This window comes from Telluria mixta (genome assembly GCF_029223865.1).
In the GTDB taxonomy this organism is placed as follows: domain Bacteria; phylum Pseudomonadota; class Gammaproteobacteria; order Burkholderiales; family Burkholderiaceae_D; genus Telluria; species Telluria mixta.
Genome location: NZ_CP119520.1, coordinates 4,096,067 through 4,110,642, shown reverse-complemented (window position 1 = coordinate 4,110,642; position 14,576 = coordinate 4,096,067). Strand labels below are relative to the sequence as shown.

11 protein-coding genes and 1 pseudogene are annotated in these 14,576 nt (G+C 67.6%); 8 read left to right on the top strand and 4 right to left on the bottom strand.

The features are described from left to right. Positions 1-282: 282 nt before the first annotated feature. From P0M04_RS18330 to P0M04_RS18320, 3 genes are all read left to right on the top strand, one after another. Positions 283-1,437 carry a S1 family peptidase gene (locus P0M04_RS18330; protein ID WP_281042043.1) on the top strand — a complete coding sequence of 385 codons (1,155 nt, stop codon included), beginning with the start codon at positions 283-285 and terminating at the stop codon, positions 1,435-1,437. Next, positions 1,434-2,402 (top strand): FHA domain-containing protein, encoded by a 969-nt coding sequence (locus P0M04_RS18325; protein WP_259447661.1) that lies wholly within the window; start codon positions 1,434-1,436, stop codon positions 2,400-2,402. Before P0M04_RS18330 ends, P0M04_RS18325 begins: the two co-directional genes overlap by 4 nt. Before the next feature lie 86 nt (positions 2,403-2,488). Beyond that, complete coding sequence (locus P0M04_RS18320; protein WP_259447662.1) at positions 2,489-3,136, top strand: dihydrofolate reductase family protein; 648 nt, start codon at positions 2,489-2,491, stop codon at positions 3,134-3,136. 3 nt (positions 3,137-3,139) lie between these two features. On the opposite strand, the gene P0M04_RS18315 is transcribed toward P0M04_RS18320, so the two are convergent. Beyond that, the gene (locus tag P0M04_RS18315) at positions 3,140-3,451 is read right to left on the bottom strand and encodes a YciI family protein (RefSeq protein ID WP_259447663.1); all 312 of its coding nucleotides are present in this window, start codon (positions 3,449-3,451) and stop codon (positions 3,140-3,142) included. Between the two features lie 91 nt (positions 3,452-3,542). Here P0M04_RS18315 and P0M04_RS18310 point away from each other — a divergent pair, with 91 nt between their 5' ends. Beyond that, a complete protein-coding gene (locus P0M04_RS18310; RefSeq protein ID WP_259447664.1) occupies positions 3,543-4,616 on the top strand; it encodes a sensor histidine kinase in 1,074 nt (357 codons plus the stop codon). 7 nt (positions 4,617-4,623) lie between these two features. Beyond that, positions 4,624-5,346 (top strand): LytR/AlgR family response regulator transcription factor, encoded by a 723-nt coding sequence (locus P0M04_RS18305; protein WP_259447665.1) that lies wholly within the window; start codon positions 4,624-4,626, stop codon positions 5,344-5,346. A 1-nt stretch (position 5,347) separates the two neighbouring features. On the opposite strand, the gene P0M04_RS18300 is transcribed toward P0M04_RS18305, so the two are convergent. After that, complete coding sequence (locus tag P0M04_RS18300) at positions 5,348-6,967, bottom strand: S53 family peptidase (protein WP_259447666.1); 1,620 nt, start codon at positions 6,965-6,967, stop codon at positions 5,348-5,350. 167 nt (positions 6,968-7,134) lie between these two features. On the opposite strand from P0M04_RS18300, the gene P0M04_RS18295 reads away from it, so the two are divergent. Beyond that, entirely contained in the window at positions 7,135-8,247 is a 1,113-nt protein-coding gene (locus P0M04_RS18295; RefSeq protein WP_259447667.1) for a Gfo/Idh/MocA family protein, read from the top strand. A gap of 6 nt (positions 8,248-8,253) precedes the next feature. Here the strand turns inward: P0M04_RS18295 and P0M04_RS18290 are convergent, their stop codons facing one another. Both P0M04_RS18290 and P0M04_RS18285 read right to left on the bottom strand, forming a co-directional pair. Beyond that, entirely contained in the window at positions 8,254-9,189 is a 936-nt protein-coding gene (locus P0M04_RS18290; RefSeq protein WP_259447668.1) for an SMP-30/gluconolactonase/LRE family protein, read from the bottom strand. A gap of 484 nt (positions 9,190-9,673) precedes the next feature. Continuing rightward, positions 9,674-9,829 (bottom strand): annotated as a pseudogene (locus P0M04_RS18285) (hypothetical protein); the annotation flags it as partial. 1,868 nt (positions 9,830-11,697) lie between these two features. Here P0M04_RS18285 and P0M04_RS18280 point away from each other — a divergent pair. Both P0M04_RS18280 and P0M04_RS18275 read left to right on the top strand, forming a co-directional pair. Continuing rightward, entirely contained in the window at positions 11,698-13,230 is a 1,533-nt protein-coding gene (locus tag P0M04_RS18280) for an alpha-L-fucosidase (RefSeq protein WP_259447670.1), read from the top strand. Between the two features lie 114 nt (positions 13,231-13,344). Further along, on the top strand, positions 13,345-14,568 hold the full coding sequence (locus tag P0M04_RS18275; protein ID WP_259447671.1) for an acyltransferase family protein: 1,224 nt from the start codon (positions 13,345-13,347) through the stop codon (positions 14,566-14,568). Positions 14,569-14,576: the final 8 nt, after the last annotated feature.

The window sequence follows — 14,576 nt, the reverse complement described above, 5'->3', positions numbered from 1 at the left end:
CCGCGGGCGGTTCTGGCAAGATGGGGGCATGCGCCTCCCGCCCGCCGCCCTTGCCGCCATCGTCTTCGCCGCCGCGTCACTCGCCGTCGCCGCGGGCAAGGGAGACCAGCGTGTCAAGCCGGTGCCGCAGCCGCCGCTCGTGATCCCCCCGCGACGCCACCGGCGACGACGCCGCCCGCGCCCGGCCCCGGCGAGACGGACGAGACGGCCGCGCTGCCCACGCCGTCCAGCGCCGCGCAAACCCTGTATTCCGCCGCCAGGGCCGACCTGCTGCAGATCCGCATGCTGCTCAGGAATGGCCGCAGCCAGTCGAGCGTCGGCTCCGGCTTCCTCGTCGGCACCGGCAACCTCGTGCTGACCAATTACCACGTCGTGTCGCAGATGGCGCTCGATCCGGACGTCTACATCGGCGAATACGTCGACACGGACGGCAAGAGCGGCCCGGTCGAACTGCTGGCCGTGGACGTGCTGCACGACCTGGCCGTCGTCCGCGTGAACCGCAACGGCACGGGGTTCTTCCAGGTGCCGGACAAGCCCGTGAAACTCGTGCAGGGCCAGTACCTGTACTCGCTCGGCAATCCGCTCGACCTCGGCTTCGCCATCTCGGAAGGGTCGTACAACGGCATCGTCACGCGCAGCTTTTACGAGCAGCTGATTTTCACGGGCCCCATCAACTCCGGGATGAGCGGCGGGCCCAGCGTGACGGCGGCCGGCGTCGTGGCGGGCGTGAACGTCTCCAAGCGCCTCGACGGCGAACTGGTCAGCTTCCTCGTGCCCGTCAAGTATGCGCAGGAACTGCTGCGGCAGGCGTCGGCGCAGCCGCATCCGCCGAAGAATTTCAATCCGCTGATCGGGCAGCAACTGCTGGCGCACCAGCGCGCGCTGATCGACCGCCTGCTGGCCGAGCCCCTGTCGATGCGTGCGATGGGGCCGTACCAGGTGCCCGTGCGCGAATCGCAGCAGTTGCGCTGCTGGGGCCGCTCGAACTTCCGCGCCGAGGCCGAGTACACGCTTGACTCGGTCAGTTGCGCGATGGAAGTGGCGGTCTATGTATCGGACACGCAGCAGACGGGCCACGTGTCGATGACGCACCAGGTGATCCGTTCGAGTTCCCTGCACCCGCTGCAGTTCGCCGTGCTGGCCAGCTCGCGCTTTCGCGTCGACCGCATCGGCGCGGGCCGCGACACGCGTCTCACGCGTCCCGCCTGTGCCGAGATGTTCGTGCACACGGCCACGCTGCCCGTGCGCGCCGTGACGTGCGTGCGCGCGTACCGCAAGTTCGCCGGGCTGTACAACTTCACCCTGCTGGCCGCCAGCACGGACGACCCGCACGCGAACCTGCAGAGCCGGCTCGACCTGGCGGGCGTGTCATACGAGAACGGCATGCGCGCGACGCGGGCATTTTTGTCCGCCCTCGGACGGAGCCGTGGGCGATGAGCGGCCCCTGGTTCGTCGAGCTGCTGGCCAGGAATGGCGATGTGCTGCACCGCCAGCGCGTCGACGGCCTGCCGATCCGCATCGGGCGCGGCTACGACAACGACGTGATCCTCGACGACGACTACGCAGCCGCCGCGCACGCCGTCGTCGAGCAGGATGCAGCGGGCCGGCTGCTGCTGCACGACCTCGGCACCCGCAACGGCATCGTCATCCAGGGCAAGCGCCTGCAGGACGCCCAGCTGACGGGAGATACCGTCGTCCGCATCGGCCACACGGCGCTGCGCGTGCGCGCGGCCGACTTCCCCGTCATGCCGGAACTCCTCGACCGCACGTTCCACGGCTGGGAAGGCGTGCTGCCGGGCGCGGCGGGCCTGCTGCTGGCCGGCGGCGTCGCGCTGCTGGCGCGCTGGCTCAGCGACACGGAATACTTCGAGCTCGTGCGCTACGCGGAGGCGCTCGCGGGCGGGCTCGCGGCCGCGCTGCTGTGGGGCGGCATCTGGGCGTGCGCCAACCGCCTGTTTGCCCGCCACGCGCGGCTGGGCCGGCATCTGTTCGTGTTCGGCTGCGGTATTACCGCCCTCGCCGCCTGCGCGCTGCTGGGCAGCACGCTCGGTTATGCGTTCTCGGCCGAAGGGTTCACTCATTACGCGTCGCATGTCGGGACGGTGCTGCTGGCCGGGATGATCTATTTTCACCTGTGCACGATCCGGACTCGCAACCGCACGCGCTACCGCTGGATCTGCGCCGGCTTCGCCGTGCTATGCTCCGGGCTGATTCTGGCTGGCAATATGCAGCGCACGGGACGCTGGTCCGACGAGCTCTATATGTCCGTGCTGATGCCGCCCGCCATCCGCGTGAGCCCCGACCACGGCGTGGACGAGTTCATGCGCGATGTGGACGCGATGAAGGGCCCGCTCGACCGCAGCCGCGGGCGCAAGCCGGGCGATGACGAGATCGACGATTGACGGCGCCGCGTTGTCGAAACGGGGCCGGCCCGTTCGTCGTAAGAACGAGGGACGCAGCCCGCGTCCCGTCCAACAGGAGAACGACGATGTCCAGACTGACAGTCCGATGCTTTGCCATGTCCCTCGACGGCTACGGGGCCGGCCCGAACCAGAGCCTGCAGAATCCGCTGGGCGAAGGCGGCGAGACGCTGCACCAATGGTTCCGCGTCACCCGCACGTTCCAGCGCATGCTGGGCGACGAATCGAAGGGAACCGATGGTCCGGACGAGGACTTCGCCGCGCGCGGCTTCGAGAATGTCGGCGCCTGGATCCTGGGCCGCAACATGTTCGGCCCCGTGCGCGGCCCGTGGCCGGACGACGAGTGGAAGGGCTGGTGGGGCGACGAGCCGCCCTACCACGTGCCCGTGTTCGTGCTGACGCACCACGCCCGCGCCCCGCTCGAAATGAAGGGCGGCACGACCTTCTACTTCGTCACGGACGGCATCGAGGCGGCCCTCGCCCGCGCCAAAGAGGCCGCGGGCGGCAAGGACGTGCGACTGGGCGGCGGCGTGTCGACCATCCGGCAGTACCTGCAGGCGGGATTGGTGGACGAGATGCACCTGGCCATTTCGCCCGTCCTGCTGGGGTCCGGCGAGGCGCTGCTGGCCGGTATCGACCTGCCCGCGCTCGGGTTCAAGGTCACCGAGCACGTGCCCACGCAGGCCGCCACGCACGTCGTGCTGACGCGCGGCTGATCCTTACGTCAGCGGGATCGTCAGCCGCGCGATCTCGACCGAGCCGCCCTCGTCGAAAATGGGACAGCGCTCGCCGATCTCGACGGCCTCGTTGAAGTCCGCCGCCTCGACGACCGAATAGCCGCACAGCGAGCTGGCGGATTCCTTCGGCCCGAGCAGGCGGCGCGGCACCTCGACGGCGCTGTGCGTGAGGCTGCCGCGGTCGAGGACGCGCGAGCCCATGCCGTCGAACCACGCGGCCCAGCGCGACAGGTCGTGGCGCGTGTCCGAATCGGCGCCCGGCTTGCCGTGGTACACGAACAGGAAACGTTCCATGTGCTTCCTCCAGGGGTTGGTGTGCTCGGCTCGACGTTAGCAGAAGCGTCGTCTCGATGCCGCACCGATGACTTTTGACAATCACCCGAGGATGGCCGATCATCGCCGCATGACCTTCCTGCGCCGCAATGCCGTCTTCGTGTCCGCCTGGATCCTGTTCTGGATCCTGATGATGCTCGTCGCCGTGCAGGATTTCGTCCGCAACGAGCACAGCCACGCGATCTGGAAGCCGCTGTTGTGGGAAGGGTCGTCGGCACTCGTCGTGACCGGACTCGCCCTCGTGCAGCTGCGCTGGTCGCACACGGACGACCACCTGCTCGGCACGCCGTGGCGCTGGTTCGCACGCCAGTCGCGCTGGCTGCCGATGTACTGGATCGCGTTCGTGCCCCTTGCGTTCGGCCTGCGCCATGGCGTGTACGCGCTCGTCGGCGAAACGTACCGGCACGACCCGGTGCCGCAGCTGTTCGTGTACGAATCGATGAAGATCACGATCTTCTTCGGCCTGTTCATGGCGATCCGCTTCGGCGTGCAATCCTACCGCGCCCTGCTCGACGCGCGGCTGCGCGCGGAACGCTCGAACACCCTGCTGCGCCAGGCGCAGTTGCAGAGACTGGGTCAGCAGATGCAGCCGCACTTCCTGTTCAATGCGCTGAACACGGTGTCGGCGCTGATCTGGACCGACCCGGCCAGGGCCGACGCCACGCTCACGCAACTGGCCGACGTGCTGCGCGAAACGCTGGCCTTGGGCGACCGCCACGCGGCGCCGCTCGCCACCGAACTGCGCCTCGCGCGCGGGTACGCGGACGTGATGGCCGAGCGCTTCGCCGACCGCGTCGCCATCGCCTGGCAGGTCGACGACGCGCTGCTCGACCGTGAAGTCCCCGTGATGAGCCTGCAGCCGCTGCTGGAAAACGTGTTCAAGCACACCGTGGAGCGACGCCGCGGCCAGACGCATATCGCGGTGTCCGTATGCCGCGAGGGCGACGAGCTCGTGCTGGGCGTCGAGGACGATGCCGGCAAGCTGGCGGCGTCGGAACGCCCCGGCGGCATCGGCTTGGCCAACCTGCGCGCGCGCATCCAGGCTTTATATGGCGACGCGGGCCGGCTGGACATCACGGCGCGGCCGCAAGGGGGCGTGCGCGCGGAGATGAGGTTGCCTTGCTGAGGTTCGTATGCGTCTGCTGATCGTCGACGACGAGCGCCCCGCCCGCGCCAAGCTGCGTCACCTGCTCGCGCAGCAGGACGGCGTCACGGCCGTCGAGGAAGCGGCCGACGGCATCGACGCGCTGGAACGGATCGCCAGCTTCCGCCCGGACGCGCTGCTGCTCGACATCGAGATGCCCGAACTGTCCGGCATCGAACTGGCCGCGTCGCTGCCGGAACCGGCGCCGCTGGTCGTGTTCGTCACGGCGTACGAACGCTACGCGTGCCAGGCATTCGACTGCGACGCCATCGATTACCTGTTGAAGCCCTACGATGGCGAACGCCTCGCACGCGCGCTGGCGCGCCTGCGCAAAAAGCTGGAGATCAAGGTCGACGGCCGGCCCGCCGCGCTGCCGCCCGCCCCGCTGGAGCAATTGCTCGTGAGCGAACGCGGGGCCACGCGCGTCGTGCGCATTGTCGACATCCAGTGGATCGAGACGGCCGACAACTACGTCGTGCTGCACACGGCCGCGGGCAGTCCGCTGCTGCGCCAGACCCTGACCGGCCTCGTCGACCGGCTCGGCGCCGGCTTCATCCGCTGTCACCGGCGCGCCGCCGTGGCCGTGGGCTGGATCGACAAGGTCGTCACGCTGGACAAGGGCGACGGCGAATTGCTGCTGCGTGGCGGCGCACGGGTGCCGTGCAGCCGCCAATACCGCGCCGACCTGCTGGCGCGGCTGGGGCCGGGCTGACTCAGCTTTCCAGCGCGGCCAGCAGCTTCACGCCGACGGGCACGCCCCAGCCCGTGCACGCATCCCAGCCGGCCCCGGCCGTGTAGCCGCCGTTGTCGCCGCGCGTGATGTCGCGCATGGCGCCACTGCCCGCCAGCGGACCGTACAGCAGCGGATTGAGCCAGCCCACGGGCTGCGGCAGCTTCTGGTTCAGCAACGCGATGAGCCCGGCATACAGCGGCGACACGGCGCTCGTGCCCCCGATGGTGTAGGTCAGGTAGTCGACCCGGACACGGTAGCCGGTCGCGGGCGACGCATTGCCGGCCACGTCCGGCACGCCGCGGCCGACGTGTCCGCCCGGGTTGATCGACGGCGGCACGCCCGCATCCGTCTGCCAGGACGGCAGCGCGAATTTGTCGCTGACGCCGCCGCCCGTGGCGCTGCTGGACGGATCGTCATTCCACACCGTCTCGCTGGTGATCGTATTGCCGCTGACGGCGATACGCGTGCCGCCACAGCCCAGCACGTACGGGCTGGACGCGGGGAAGTCCGCATGCGCGAGGCCGTCCGGCGTACCGTTCTGCGGGTTCTGGTCGTGCGCGCCGGCGTCGCCAGCCGCGCAGCACACCGTCACGCCCAGCGCGGCCGCGGCCTCGAACGCCTGGTCCATCGCGGCCAGGCCCTGGTCGGTCCATTCCGATTCCGGCGCGCCCCAGCTGATCGAGATCACGGACGGCTTGCGCACGTCGTCGTGGACGGCCGCCGCGATCGCATCGACGAAGCCCTGCTCGCTGTTCGGCGCGAAATACACGGCGATCTGCGCCTTCGGCGCGACGGCGCCCGCGACCTCGATGTCCAGCGCGACCTCGGCGTCCGCGCTCCACGGCAGCGACGGGCTGTTCTTGCCGCCGTCGACGGAGACGGCCGTCACGTGCGGCGCGGGCAGGCCCAGGCTCTTGAAATAGGCCTTCAGGTCGGCGCTGCGGTAGCCGCCGCCCAGCTCGATGATGGCGATGCACTGGCCGCTGCCGTCCAGGCCTGTCGGGAAATCGTACAGCTTCGCCAGGTCGACGCCCGTGAAACCGCCCGCGGCCTGCGCCTCGGCCTGCGCATCGGCGGGCGCGGCGCCCATCGGCATCGAGGCATTCAGGGCAGCCTGCGCGGATTCTTTGGAGAACCTGAAATGCGGCTTCGCGATAGGCACGTCGTCGATACCGAACACGCCTTCGACGATGCCGTCCAGCTCGGGCGGCAGCTGCACGGGCGCCGTGCGGCGGCGCGAGATCCCGGCCGCGTGTTCGACCCGTTCCACCGCCGTGCCGAACGCGGCCGTCACCTGGCCGGCCGTGCCGGACAGGACGATGCTGCGCGCGGCGGGCCGGCGCTCGACGACGGCGAGCCCGGCCCGCTGCGCGAACGCGGCGACGGCGTCGAGGTCGGCATCGCTGGCGCCGTGCTGCGCGGCGAATTCGGCGCGCGTGAGGTAGCGCCGCCGCCCCGGTTTCGCGTCGAGCGGATGGGGCGCAAGCGGCGCGCGGCGGCGCACGAAGACGGTGACGTCGATGCGTTCGTCGTCCGGTGCCGGTCCGAGCGACCGCAAGTCGGCGATGGGTACGGGCACGCTGCCCTGGAGTTTGACCATGATTCACCTCGTTGAAAGACGGCCCGGCCGTTCCGGGCACCATCTGCCAGTGTGCGCGCCGGGGGGCGCCGCTTATTGATTGGCGCTAATTTGTGGGCGAGCCCGTCCATTCGTATTAAAATGAGATCGCGACTGTGAGCGCTAACATCCATAACAAAGGAGACGTGATGATCGACAGGAATCGGCGAGGTCTGGTCCTTGCCGCCGGCGGCGCGCTGGCGGCGGGTGCGATGGGAGACATGGCATGGGCGGCCCCGCCCGATCGCAAGCTCGGCTATGCGATCGTCGGGCTCGGCTCCTATGGCCTGGGCATCATCATCCCGCAATTCAAGAACTGCAAGAACAGCCGCCTCGTCGCGCTGGTCAGCGGCGACGCGGCCAAGGCCAAGCGCGTGGCGCAGGAATACGGCGTCCCGGAAAAGAATCTCTATAACTACCAGAATTACGACGAGATCCGCAACAACCCGGACATCGACATCGTCTATATCTGCCTGCCCGTTTCGATGCATGCCGAGTACACGATCCGCGCGGCCAAGGCCGGCAAGCACGTGCTGTGCGAAAAGCCGATGGCCGTGTCATCGGCCGAATGCGAGTCGATGATCGCGGCGTGCCGCCAGGCCGGCAAGAAGCTGATGATCGGCTACCGCTGCCACTTCGAACCGTACAACCTGGAAGCGCGCCGCATCGCCCGCGCGGGCGAGATCGGCAAGCTGCGCTACTTCCGCTCCGAGCACGGCTTCAACTTCCGCGACCCGAACGCCTGGCGCCTCAAAAAGGCGCTGGCCGGCGGCGGTTCGATGATGGACATCGGCATCTACGCCCTCAACGCGGCACGCTACATGACGGGCGAGGAACCGACCGCCGTCTATGCCCAGGAAACGACGGACCGCAAGGACCCGCGCTTCCGCGAGGTGGAAGACCAGATCGGCTTCCAGCTGGAATTTCCCTCAGGCGTGATCGGCTCGTGCCAGTCGATGTACAGCGCCAACCAGAACCACATCCTGCTGGTGGGAGATAAAGGCCGCATCGACATGGAACCGGCGACCGGGTACCACGGCAACCGGATGTGGGTCGGGGGAAATGGCCGCGACAAGGAAGTCACGCCGCCACCGGGTCCCGGCGCCACGCAATGGGCCGGCCAGCTGGACCACATGGCGCAATGCGTGCTGCAGGACCGCGAGCCGATCGTCGCAGGCGAGGAAGGCCTGCGCGACCTGCGCATCATCGAGGCGATCTACCAGTCGGCGCGCGAGCAGAGGCGCGTCGTGCTGAAGACGTAAGGCCGGTCAGTACGGCGATCCGGTGACGTCCAGCCGGATCCGCCACACGGCGCCGGCGCCCGTCAGGAACAGCGTGTTGCCGTCGGCGCCGCCGAATGCGGCATTCGTGACGTTGGCGTCCGTACGGATCGTCGCCAGCTCTTTCCCCTGCGGCGAGAACACACGCACCCGCTTGGCCGGGTGCTCGGTCACGTAGATATTGCCGTGGCAATCGACGGCCATGCCGTCCGGGATGTCGAGCCCTTTTGCGATGTCGCGTCCCTGCCCCGGCACGCCGTTCACGATCGGGTAGGCGCGCAGGAAGCCGTCGCCCGCGTTCACGTACAGCACGTCGCCGGCCGGCGACAGCGAGACGCCGTTCGGGTTCGGCCGGCTGCCGTCCACGAGCGTCACCTTGCCGTCCGTGCCCACGCGGTACACGCCCGTGACCGGCTGCCCGCCGGGCGCCGCGGCCTTCTGGAAATCCGGGTCCGTGAAATAGATCGTGCCGTCCTTCGCGATGGCGATGTCGTTCGGCGAGTTGAACACCTGGCCGTTATATGCAGCGGCCAGCGTCGTGCGCTTGCCGTCGGCGATGGCATAGCGGGACAGGGCCTTGTACTTGTGCGTGGCCGCGACGAGGTCGCCGTGCGCGTCGACGGCGAGGCCGTTGCTGCCGCTGTCCTCCACGACCGTCGTCACGCTGCCATCCGCCGCCAGCTTGCGGATGCGCGACGGGAAGCCGGGCGCGAAGCTGAAATCGGAAAAGTACAGCGCATCCTTGATCCACACCGGGCCTTCGTACAGGCCCGGCTCCGAACGCGACGGCTTGACGCTCGCGATGCGCTCCGCGCGCAGTTCGCCGGTCGGCGCCGGGCCGCAGGCGGAAGCGGCAAAAGCAGCGGCCGCGTACGACAGGCTCAGCAGGAAGCCAGGGAGGGCGAGGACGGTGCGCGCGTGCATGGAAAGCCTTTCGTTCGATGGTCGGAGAAATTGATTGTATCGCGTCAATCGTTCTCCGTGTCCAACGCAACCTTGCGATCCTCCTTGTAGCGGCACAGGTCGATCTGCGGCGAGGCGTCCGCCCGGCACCAGCCCATGCCGCGGCGCCGCCCTTCGCCATCGATGCCGCCGACGAACGCGAGCTTGTCGGCCACCGGCCATTGGTACGCCCCATGGCGCCATGTCCCGCGGATGGGGCGGCGTGGGCCGGGACGAACACGCCGTCGCCGTGCGCCTCGCCCTTTACGAACGCGGCCTCGAGCCGTCCGTCCTTCGTCACGAGGACGCCGGAACCGGACGGCACGGCGTCCTCGACGCCGCCTTCATACGACACCATCTTGCCGCCGGCCGGGAAGCGGATGCTGCCCGAGCCGCGCGCCATGCCCGCCGCGAATTGTCCCTCGTACGCGACGCCCCGCTCGCTCACCAGCTTGCCGTGACCCGACGGCAGGCCCTGCACGAAGTCGCCTTCGTAATAACTTCCGTCCGCACGCAGCCACTTGCCCTTTCCGGCGGGTTTGCCGCCGGCCACCGGGCCTTCGTACACGGCACCGGTCGTGTAGCGCAGGCCATTGACGTCCGGCGTCGCGGTCGACGCCATGTCGGCCATGAGTTCCAGGTTTTCCATCAGCAGCGCGTCGAGCGGGTACTTGCCCGCCGAGTCGAACGCGACGGCGCTGCGGATGCTCTTGACCGCTTCCAGCAATTGCTTGTTGCGCAGGTAGAGGTGGGCCAGCATGCGGAAACTGCCGGGCGACGGTTCGTAGATGACGAGGGTGTCCAGGGCGGCGATACCTTCCTGGACAGGCCCGATGTCGGGCGCAAGCTTGTACGCGTGGCCCAGGACATAGTAGGCCATGGAATTCGACGGGTCTGCCTTGATGGCGCGCCGGGCCAGGTCGCGCGCCTCGTTGAGCGGCGCTTCCCAGCCGGACGTTCCCGTGTCGTGCATCGCGAATGCCGCCATGCGCAGGCCTTCGGCGCGGGTGGCCAGCAGGTCCGCATCGTTCGGATAGCGTTCCAGCAGTGCGGCCAGGCGGGTGGCACCATCGTCGACGACACCGTGACCGACGGCGATGATGTTCGCCTTCGGATCGTCGGGGTGGAGCTTCAGGTTCGTTGCGACCAGTTCCCGCGCCGCCCTGGTGCCGCGCTTCGCAAAGCGTGGCACCACGTCGGCCAGTACGGCATACGTCGCAGCGCGGTCGAGCTTCGCGACCTTGACCTGGACCTGCGGCAGGTCGAGCCCATCCTTGCCGGTCGAAAATCCGCGGGCCGTCAGGCGACGCTCCACGTAGCGCCGCATCTCGACGTTGAGTTCCTCGTACGACTTCTTGAAAGCGAAGCGCACGGCCTGGTCTTCCGACAGCCCCATGTTATGCAAGCGCAGGTAATGTGCGAGTTGCCTGCGCAATTCGGGGCTCGAATTGAAGTAGTGGATCGCGTACTTTGCGCAGGCATAAAAGCGGGCGGTGTCGATCGCGCGGCTGCGCGTGCTGTCGTCGTAGGCGAGCCTCGTCGTGTTGAACAGCCATCTGGTATCGAGATTGATCCGGCCCGTCTGGTCGGCCAGCCAGTCTTCGCGATGGCTGCCTTCCACGGGATGGCCGAACCATGCCGTACCGTCCTGGATGACGAGCGACGACCAGTACTCCGACATCCCTTCGTCGTACCAGCGCGGATACGCCGTCGTCTCGGGCGAATAATGCAGCAGGAAATGGTGGTATTCATGGAGGATGGTCGCGCGCGACATGTCGCTCGCCGCCGCCGACGTGACGTAATCCTCGATCTTCGCGATGGCCGCGTACCCATGGCGCGACAGCTGGAACACGCCGGCCATGTTGCGGGGCAGCTCCAGTGTCGCGAAGCTGCTCCGGCCCATGGCGACGATCGTCAGCGGCGGCCCGTCCAGCGATTGCGCGCCGCGCACGCGGTTGGAGATATAGCGGAGATTTTCCAGGTCGACGATCATGTGGCGCGCGACGTCTTCCGGCTGGTCGGTGACGACGCGGAAATTCGGGCTGGCGATGTCGATCCAGTTCCGGTCGACGAGATCGCTCACGTCGGCGGCCCGCGCCAGCGGCATCGCCAGGAACAGGATGGACAGGGCGCGGCTGAGGAAAGCGGTTTTCATGAACGGAATGGGAATGGAATGCTCGCAATACAGCATTCCATTCTAGAACGTATGTACCCGACGAAACATCACCAATTATCTCAGCCTTATTATTCCAAATTTGTATGATCGATATCTGAAAATCAGATTGGATTTATTTCTTTTGCCCCTGCATAATCTGAACCGTCTCCTCTATCTTCCTCCAAGAAAATAGATTCAAGCCCGCCCCGTGCGGGCTTTTTTTTTGGCCACTTACGAAATCCATCAATCCCCGCAGAGGATTACTCAAGTCGCCCCGCAGGGCATCCCGCCTCACTATGATCGCGGGTTTTGATACCGATGATGGAGACCCGACGATGGCGCTGCGCCCCTTACGAAGCTTGATCTGCACCGGCGTGCTGGCATGCTGGTTACCGGCATTCGCCGGCGAGGCTTACGAACCGCCGCTGCGGCCCGGCCCATTCACCAGCGACGCCGCCTCGTTCAGGCAATACCGCGCGCCGGACTGGTTCCGCGATGCCAAATTCGGCATCTGGTCGCACTGGGGACCGCAGGCGGTGCCGCGTGCAGGCGACTGGTATGCGCGCAATATGTATCTCGAAGGCCATCCCCAGTACGAGCATCACCTGAAGCACTACGGCCATCCATCCAGGGCGGGCTACAAGGACATCATTCCGCTGTGGAAGGCGGAGCGCTTCGATCCGGATGCGCTCATGGCGCTGTACGTCAAGGCGGGCGCCAAATACTTCGTGAGCATGGGTGTCCATCACGACAATTTCGACTTGTGGAATTCGCGTTACCACAGCTGGAATGCCGTCAGGATGGGGCCGCATCGCGACATCGTCGGCGCCTGGCAGCAGGCGGCGCGGAAACACGGCCTGCCGTTCGGCGTGTCCGAACATCTGGGGGCCAGCTATGCGTGGCTCGCGCCCAGTCACGGGCACGACAAGACCGGTCCCCTGGCCGGTGTGCCGTACGACGGCGCCGATCCCGCGTACCAGGAACTGTATCACCCGGCCCACGACGAGGGCCTGCACAGCAACCTGGACAACTGGTACGCGACCAGTCCCGCGTGGCATGAAGAATGGTTCAAGCGCATCAGCGACCTCATCGACACCTACCATCCCGACCTGTTGTATTCCGATGGCGGCCTGCCGTTCGGGAAGGTGGGGCGCACCTTGCTGGCCAACTACTACAACGGCAACATGGCGCGGCACGGCGGCCGCTTGACCGCCGTCTACAACCACAAGGCCCAGGGCTCGGGCGATACCTCCGACGCGGGCGTCCTGGACGTGGAACGGGGCGTGTTGAGCGGCATTCATCCGCAGCCGTGGCAAACGGACACGTCGATCGGCGACTGGTTCTACAGCGACGGCTACCACTATAAATCGACGGCCGAGGTCATCCATATGCTGGCCGATATCGTCAGCAAGAACGGCAACCTGCTGATCAACGTGGTGCAGTATCCGGACGGCAGCCTGCCGCCCGAGTCGCGCAGGTTCCTGGACGAGATGGCGGCATGGATCCAGCCCAACGGCGAGGCCATCTACGGAACGCGGCCCTGGAAGGTATATGGCGAGGGGCCGACGGAGACCGCCGCCGGCGCCATGAAGGAAAGCGCCGCGTACACGGCGCAAGACATCCGCTTCACCACCAGGGGCAATGCCGTGTACGCCATCACCCTCGGCGTACCGGTCAAGGAGGTGGTGATTCGTTCCCTCGGCAAGGGTGCGGCGTATGCCGGCGGACCGGTCCGTTCGGTGCGCCTGCTGGGCAGCAAGGCCAGGCTGAGGTGGACGCAGCGCGAGGATGCCCTGGTCGTGACGCTGCCGTCGCGCCTGCCGACGGCCCACGCGGCCGCGCTGAAGATCGAGCTGTCCGCGCCCTGAGCGGCCGGCTCGCCCCATCCCGTACCCGCTTCGCCACATTCCGCTCGCGCGGGACCATGCGCGGATCTAGTCTGACGTCGTTCTCTTTCATCGACCAACCGACGACGATCCGCCATGCACACCAACCATCCGCCGCGCCATCACTTCCTCGACTGGGTACGCATCATCGCGTTCTTCCTGCTGATCCTGTATCACGTGGGCATGTACTACGTGACGTGGGGCTGGCACGTGAAGAGTCCGTATGCCGGCCCTGCCCTCGAGCCCTTCATGATGCTGTCGTCTCCGTGGCGGCTGTCGCTGCTGTTCCTCGTGTCCGGCGTCGCCTCCAGCGCCATGCTGGCGAAGCTGCGTCCCCTCGCCTTCCTGCGCAAGCGCAGCTGGCGCCTGCTCGTGCCGCTGCTGTTCGGCATGCTGGTCATCGTGCCGCCGCAATCGTATCTCGAAGTCGTCGAGAAGCTCGGCTATGCGGGCAGCTACGCCGACTTCATGCGGCTGTACGTGCGCGGCTACCACGGCTTCTGCCAGGACGGCTGCCTGATCCTGCCGACCTGGAACCACCTGTGGTTCGTCGCCTACCTGTGGGCCTATACGGCCGTCCTCGCGCTCGTCGTGCTGGCGCTGGGTCCGCGCTTCGACCGCCTCGCCGCCCTGTTCGGCCGCGTGCTGACGGGCTGGAAGATCATCGTGCTGCCGGCCGCCGTGCTGGCGCTGGCGCGCATCCTGATGCTGAACCGTTTTCCCGTCACCCACGCGCTCGTGGACGACTGGTACAACCATGCGAACTATCTGCCGGTCTTTTTGCTGGGCGCCCTGATGGCGCGCGTGCCGGGCTTGTGGCCCCGTGTCGCGGCGCTGCGCTGGACGTGCCTCGCGCTGGCCCTCGCCGGCTGGGCCCTGCTCATGCTGTGGATCGCACTCGACGAGACCGGCGGCATCGACGGCACGCGCTGGGAATTGCTCGCGACGCCGATGCGCGCGAATTACGCGCTGCTGGCGTGGAGTGCGATCCTGGCGGCCTGCGGCTTTGCCCAGCGCCACCTGGATCGCGACGGACCGGCCCGGCGTTACCTGACCGAGGCCGTGTTCCCCGTCTACATCCTGCACCAGACCCTGATCGTCGTGCTGGCCCATGCGTTGAAACCGCTGCACCGCCCGCCGGGCCTGGAAGCCGTGCTGCTCGTCGTGCTCGTGACGGTGCTCAGCTTCGCCGGCTTCGAGATCGTACGCCGGGTGCCGTTGCTGCGTCCGCTGTTCGGCCTGGGGCCGCGCATCCGGACCGCTGCCCCGGCTGCACAGGACATCATCGCGCCGCACCCGGTGGCCGGGCGCGGCGCATAAGGCGTGGC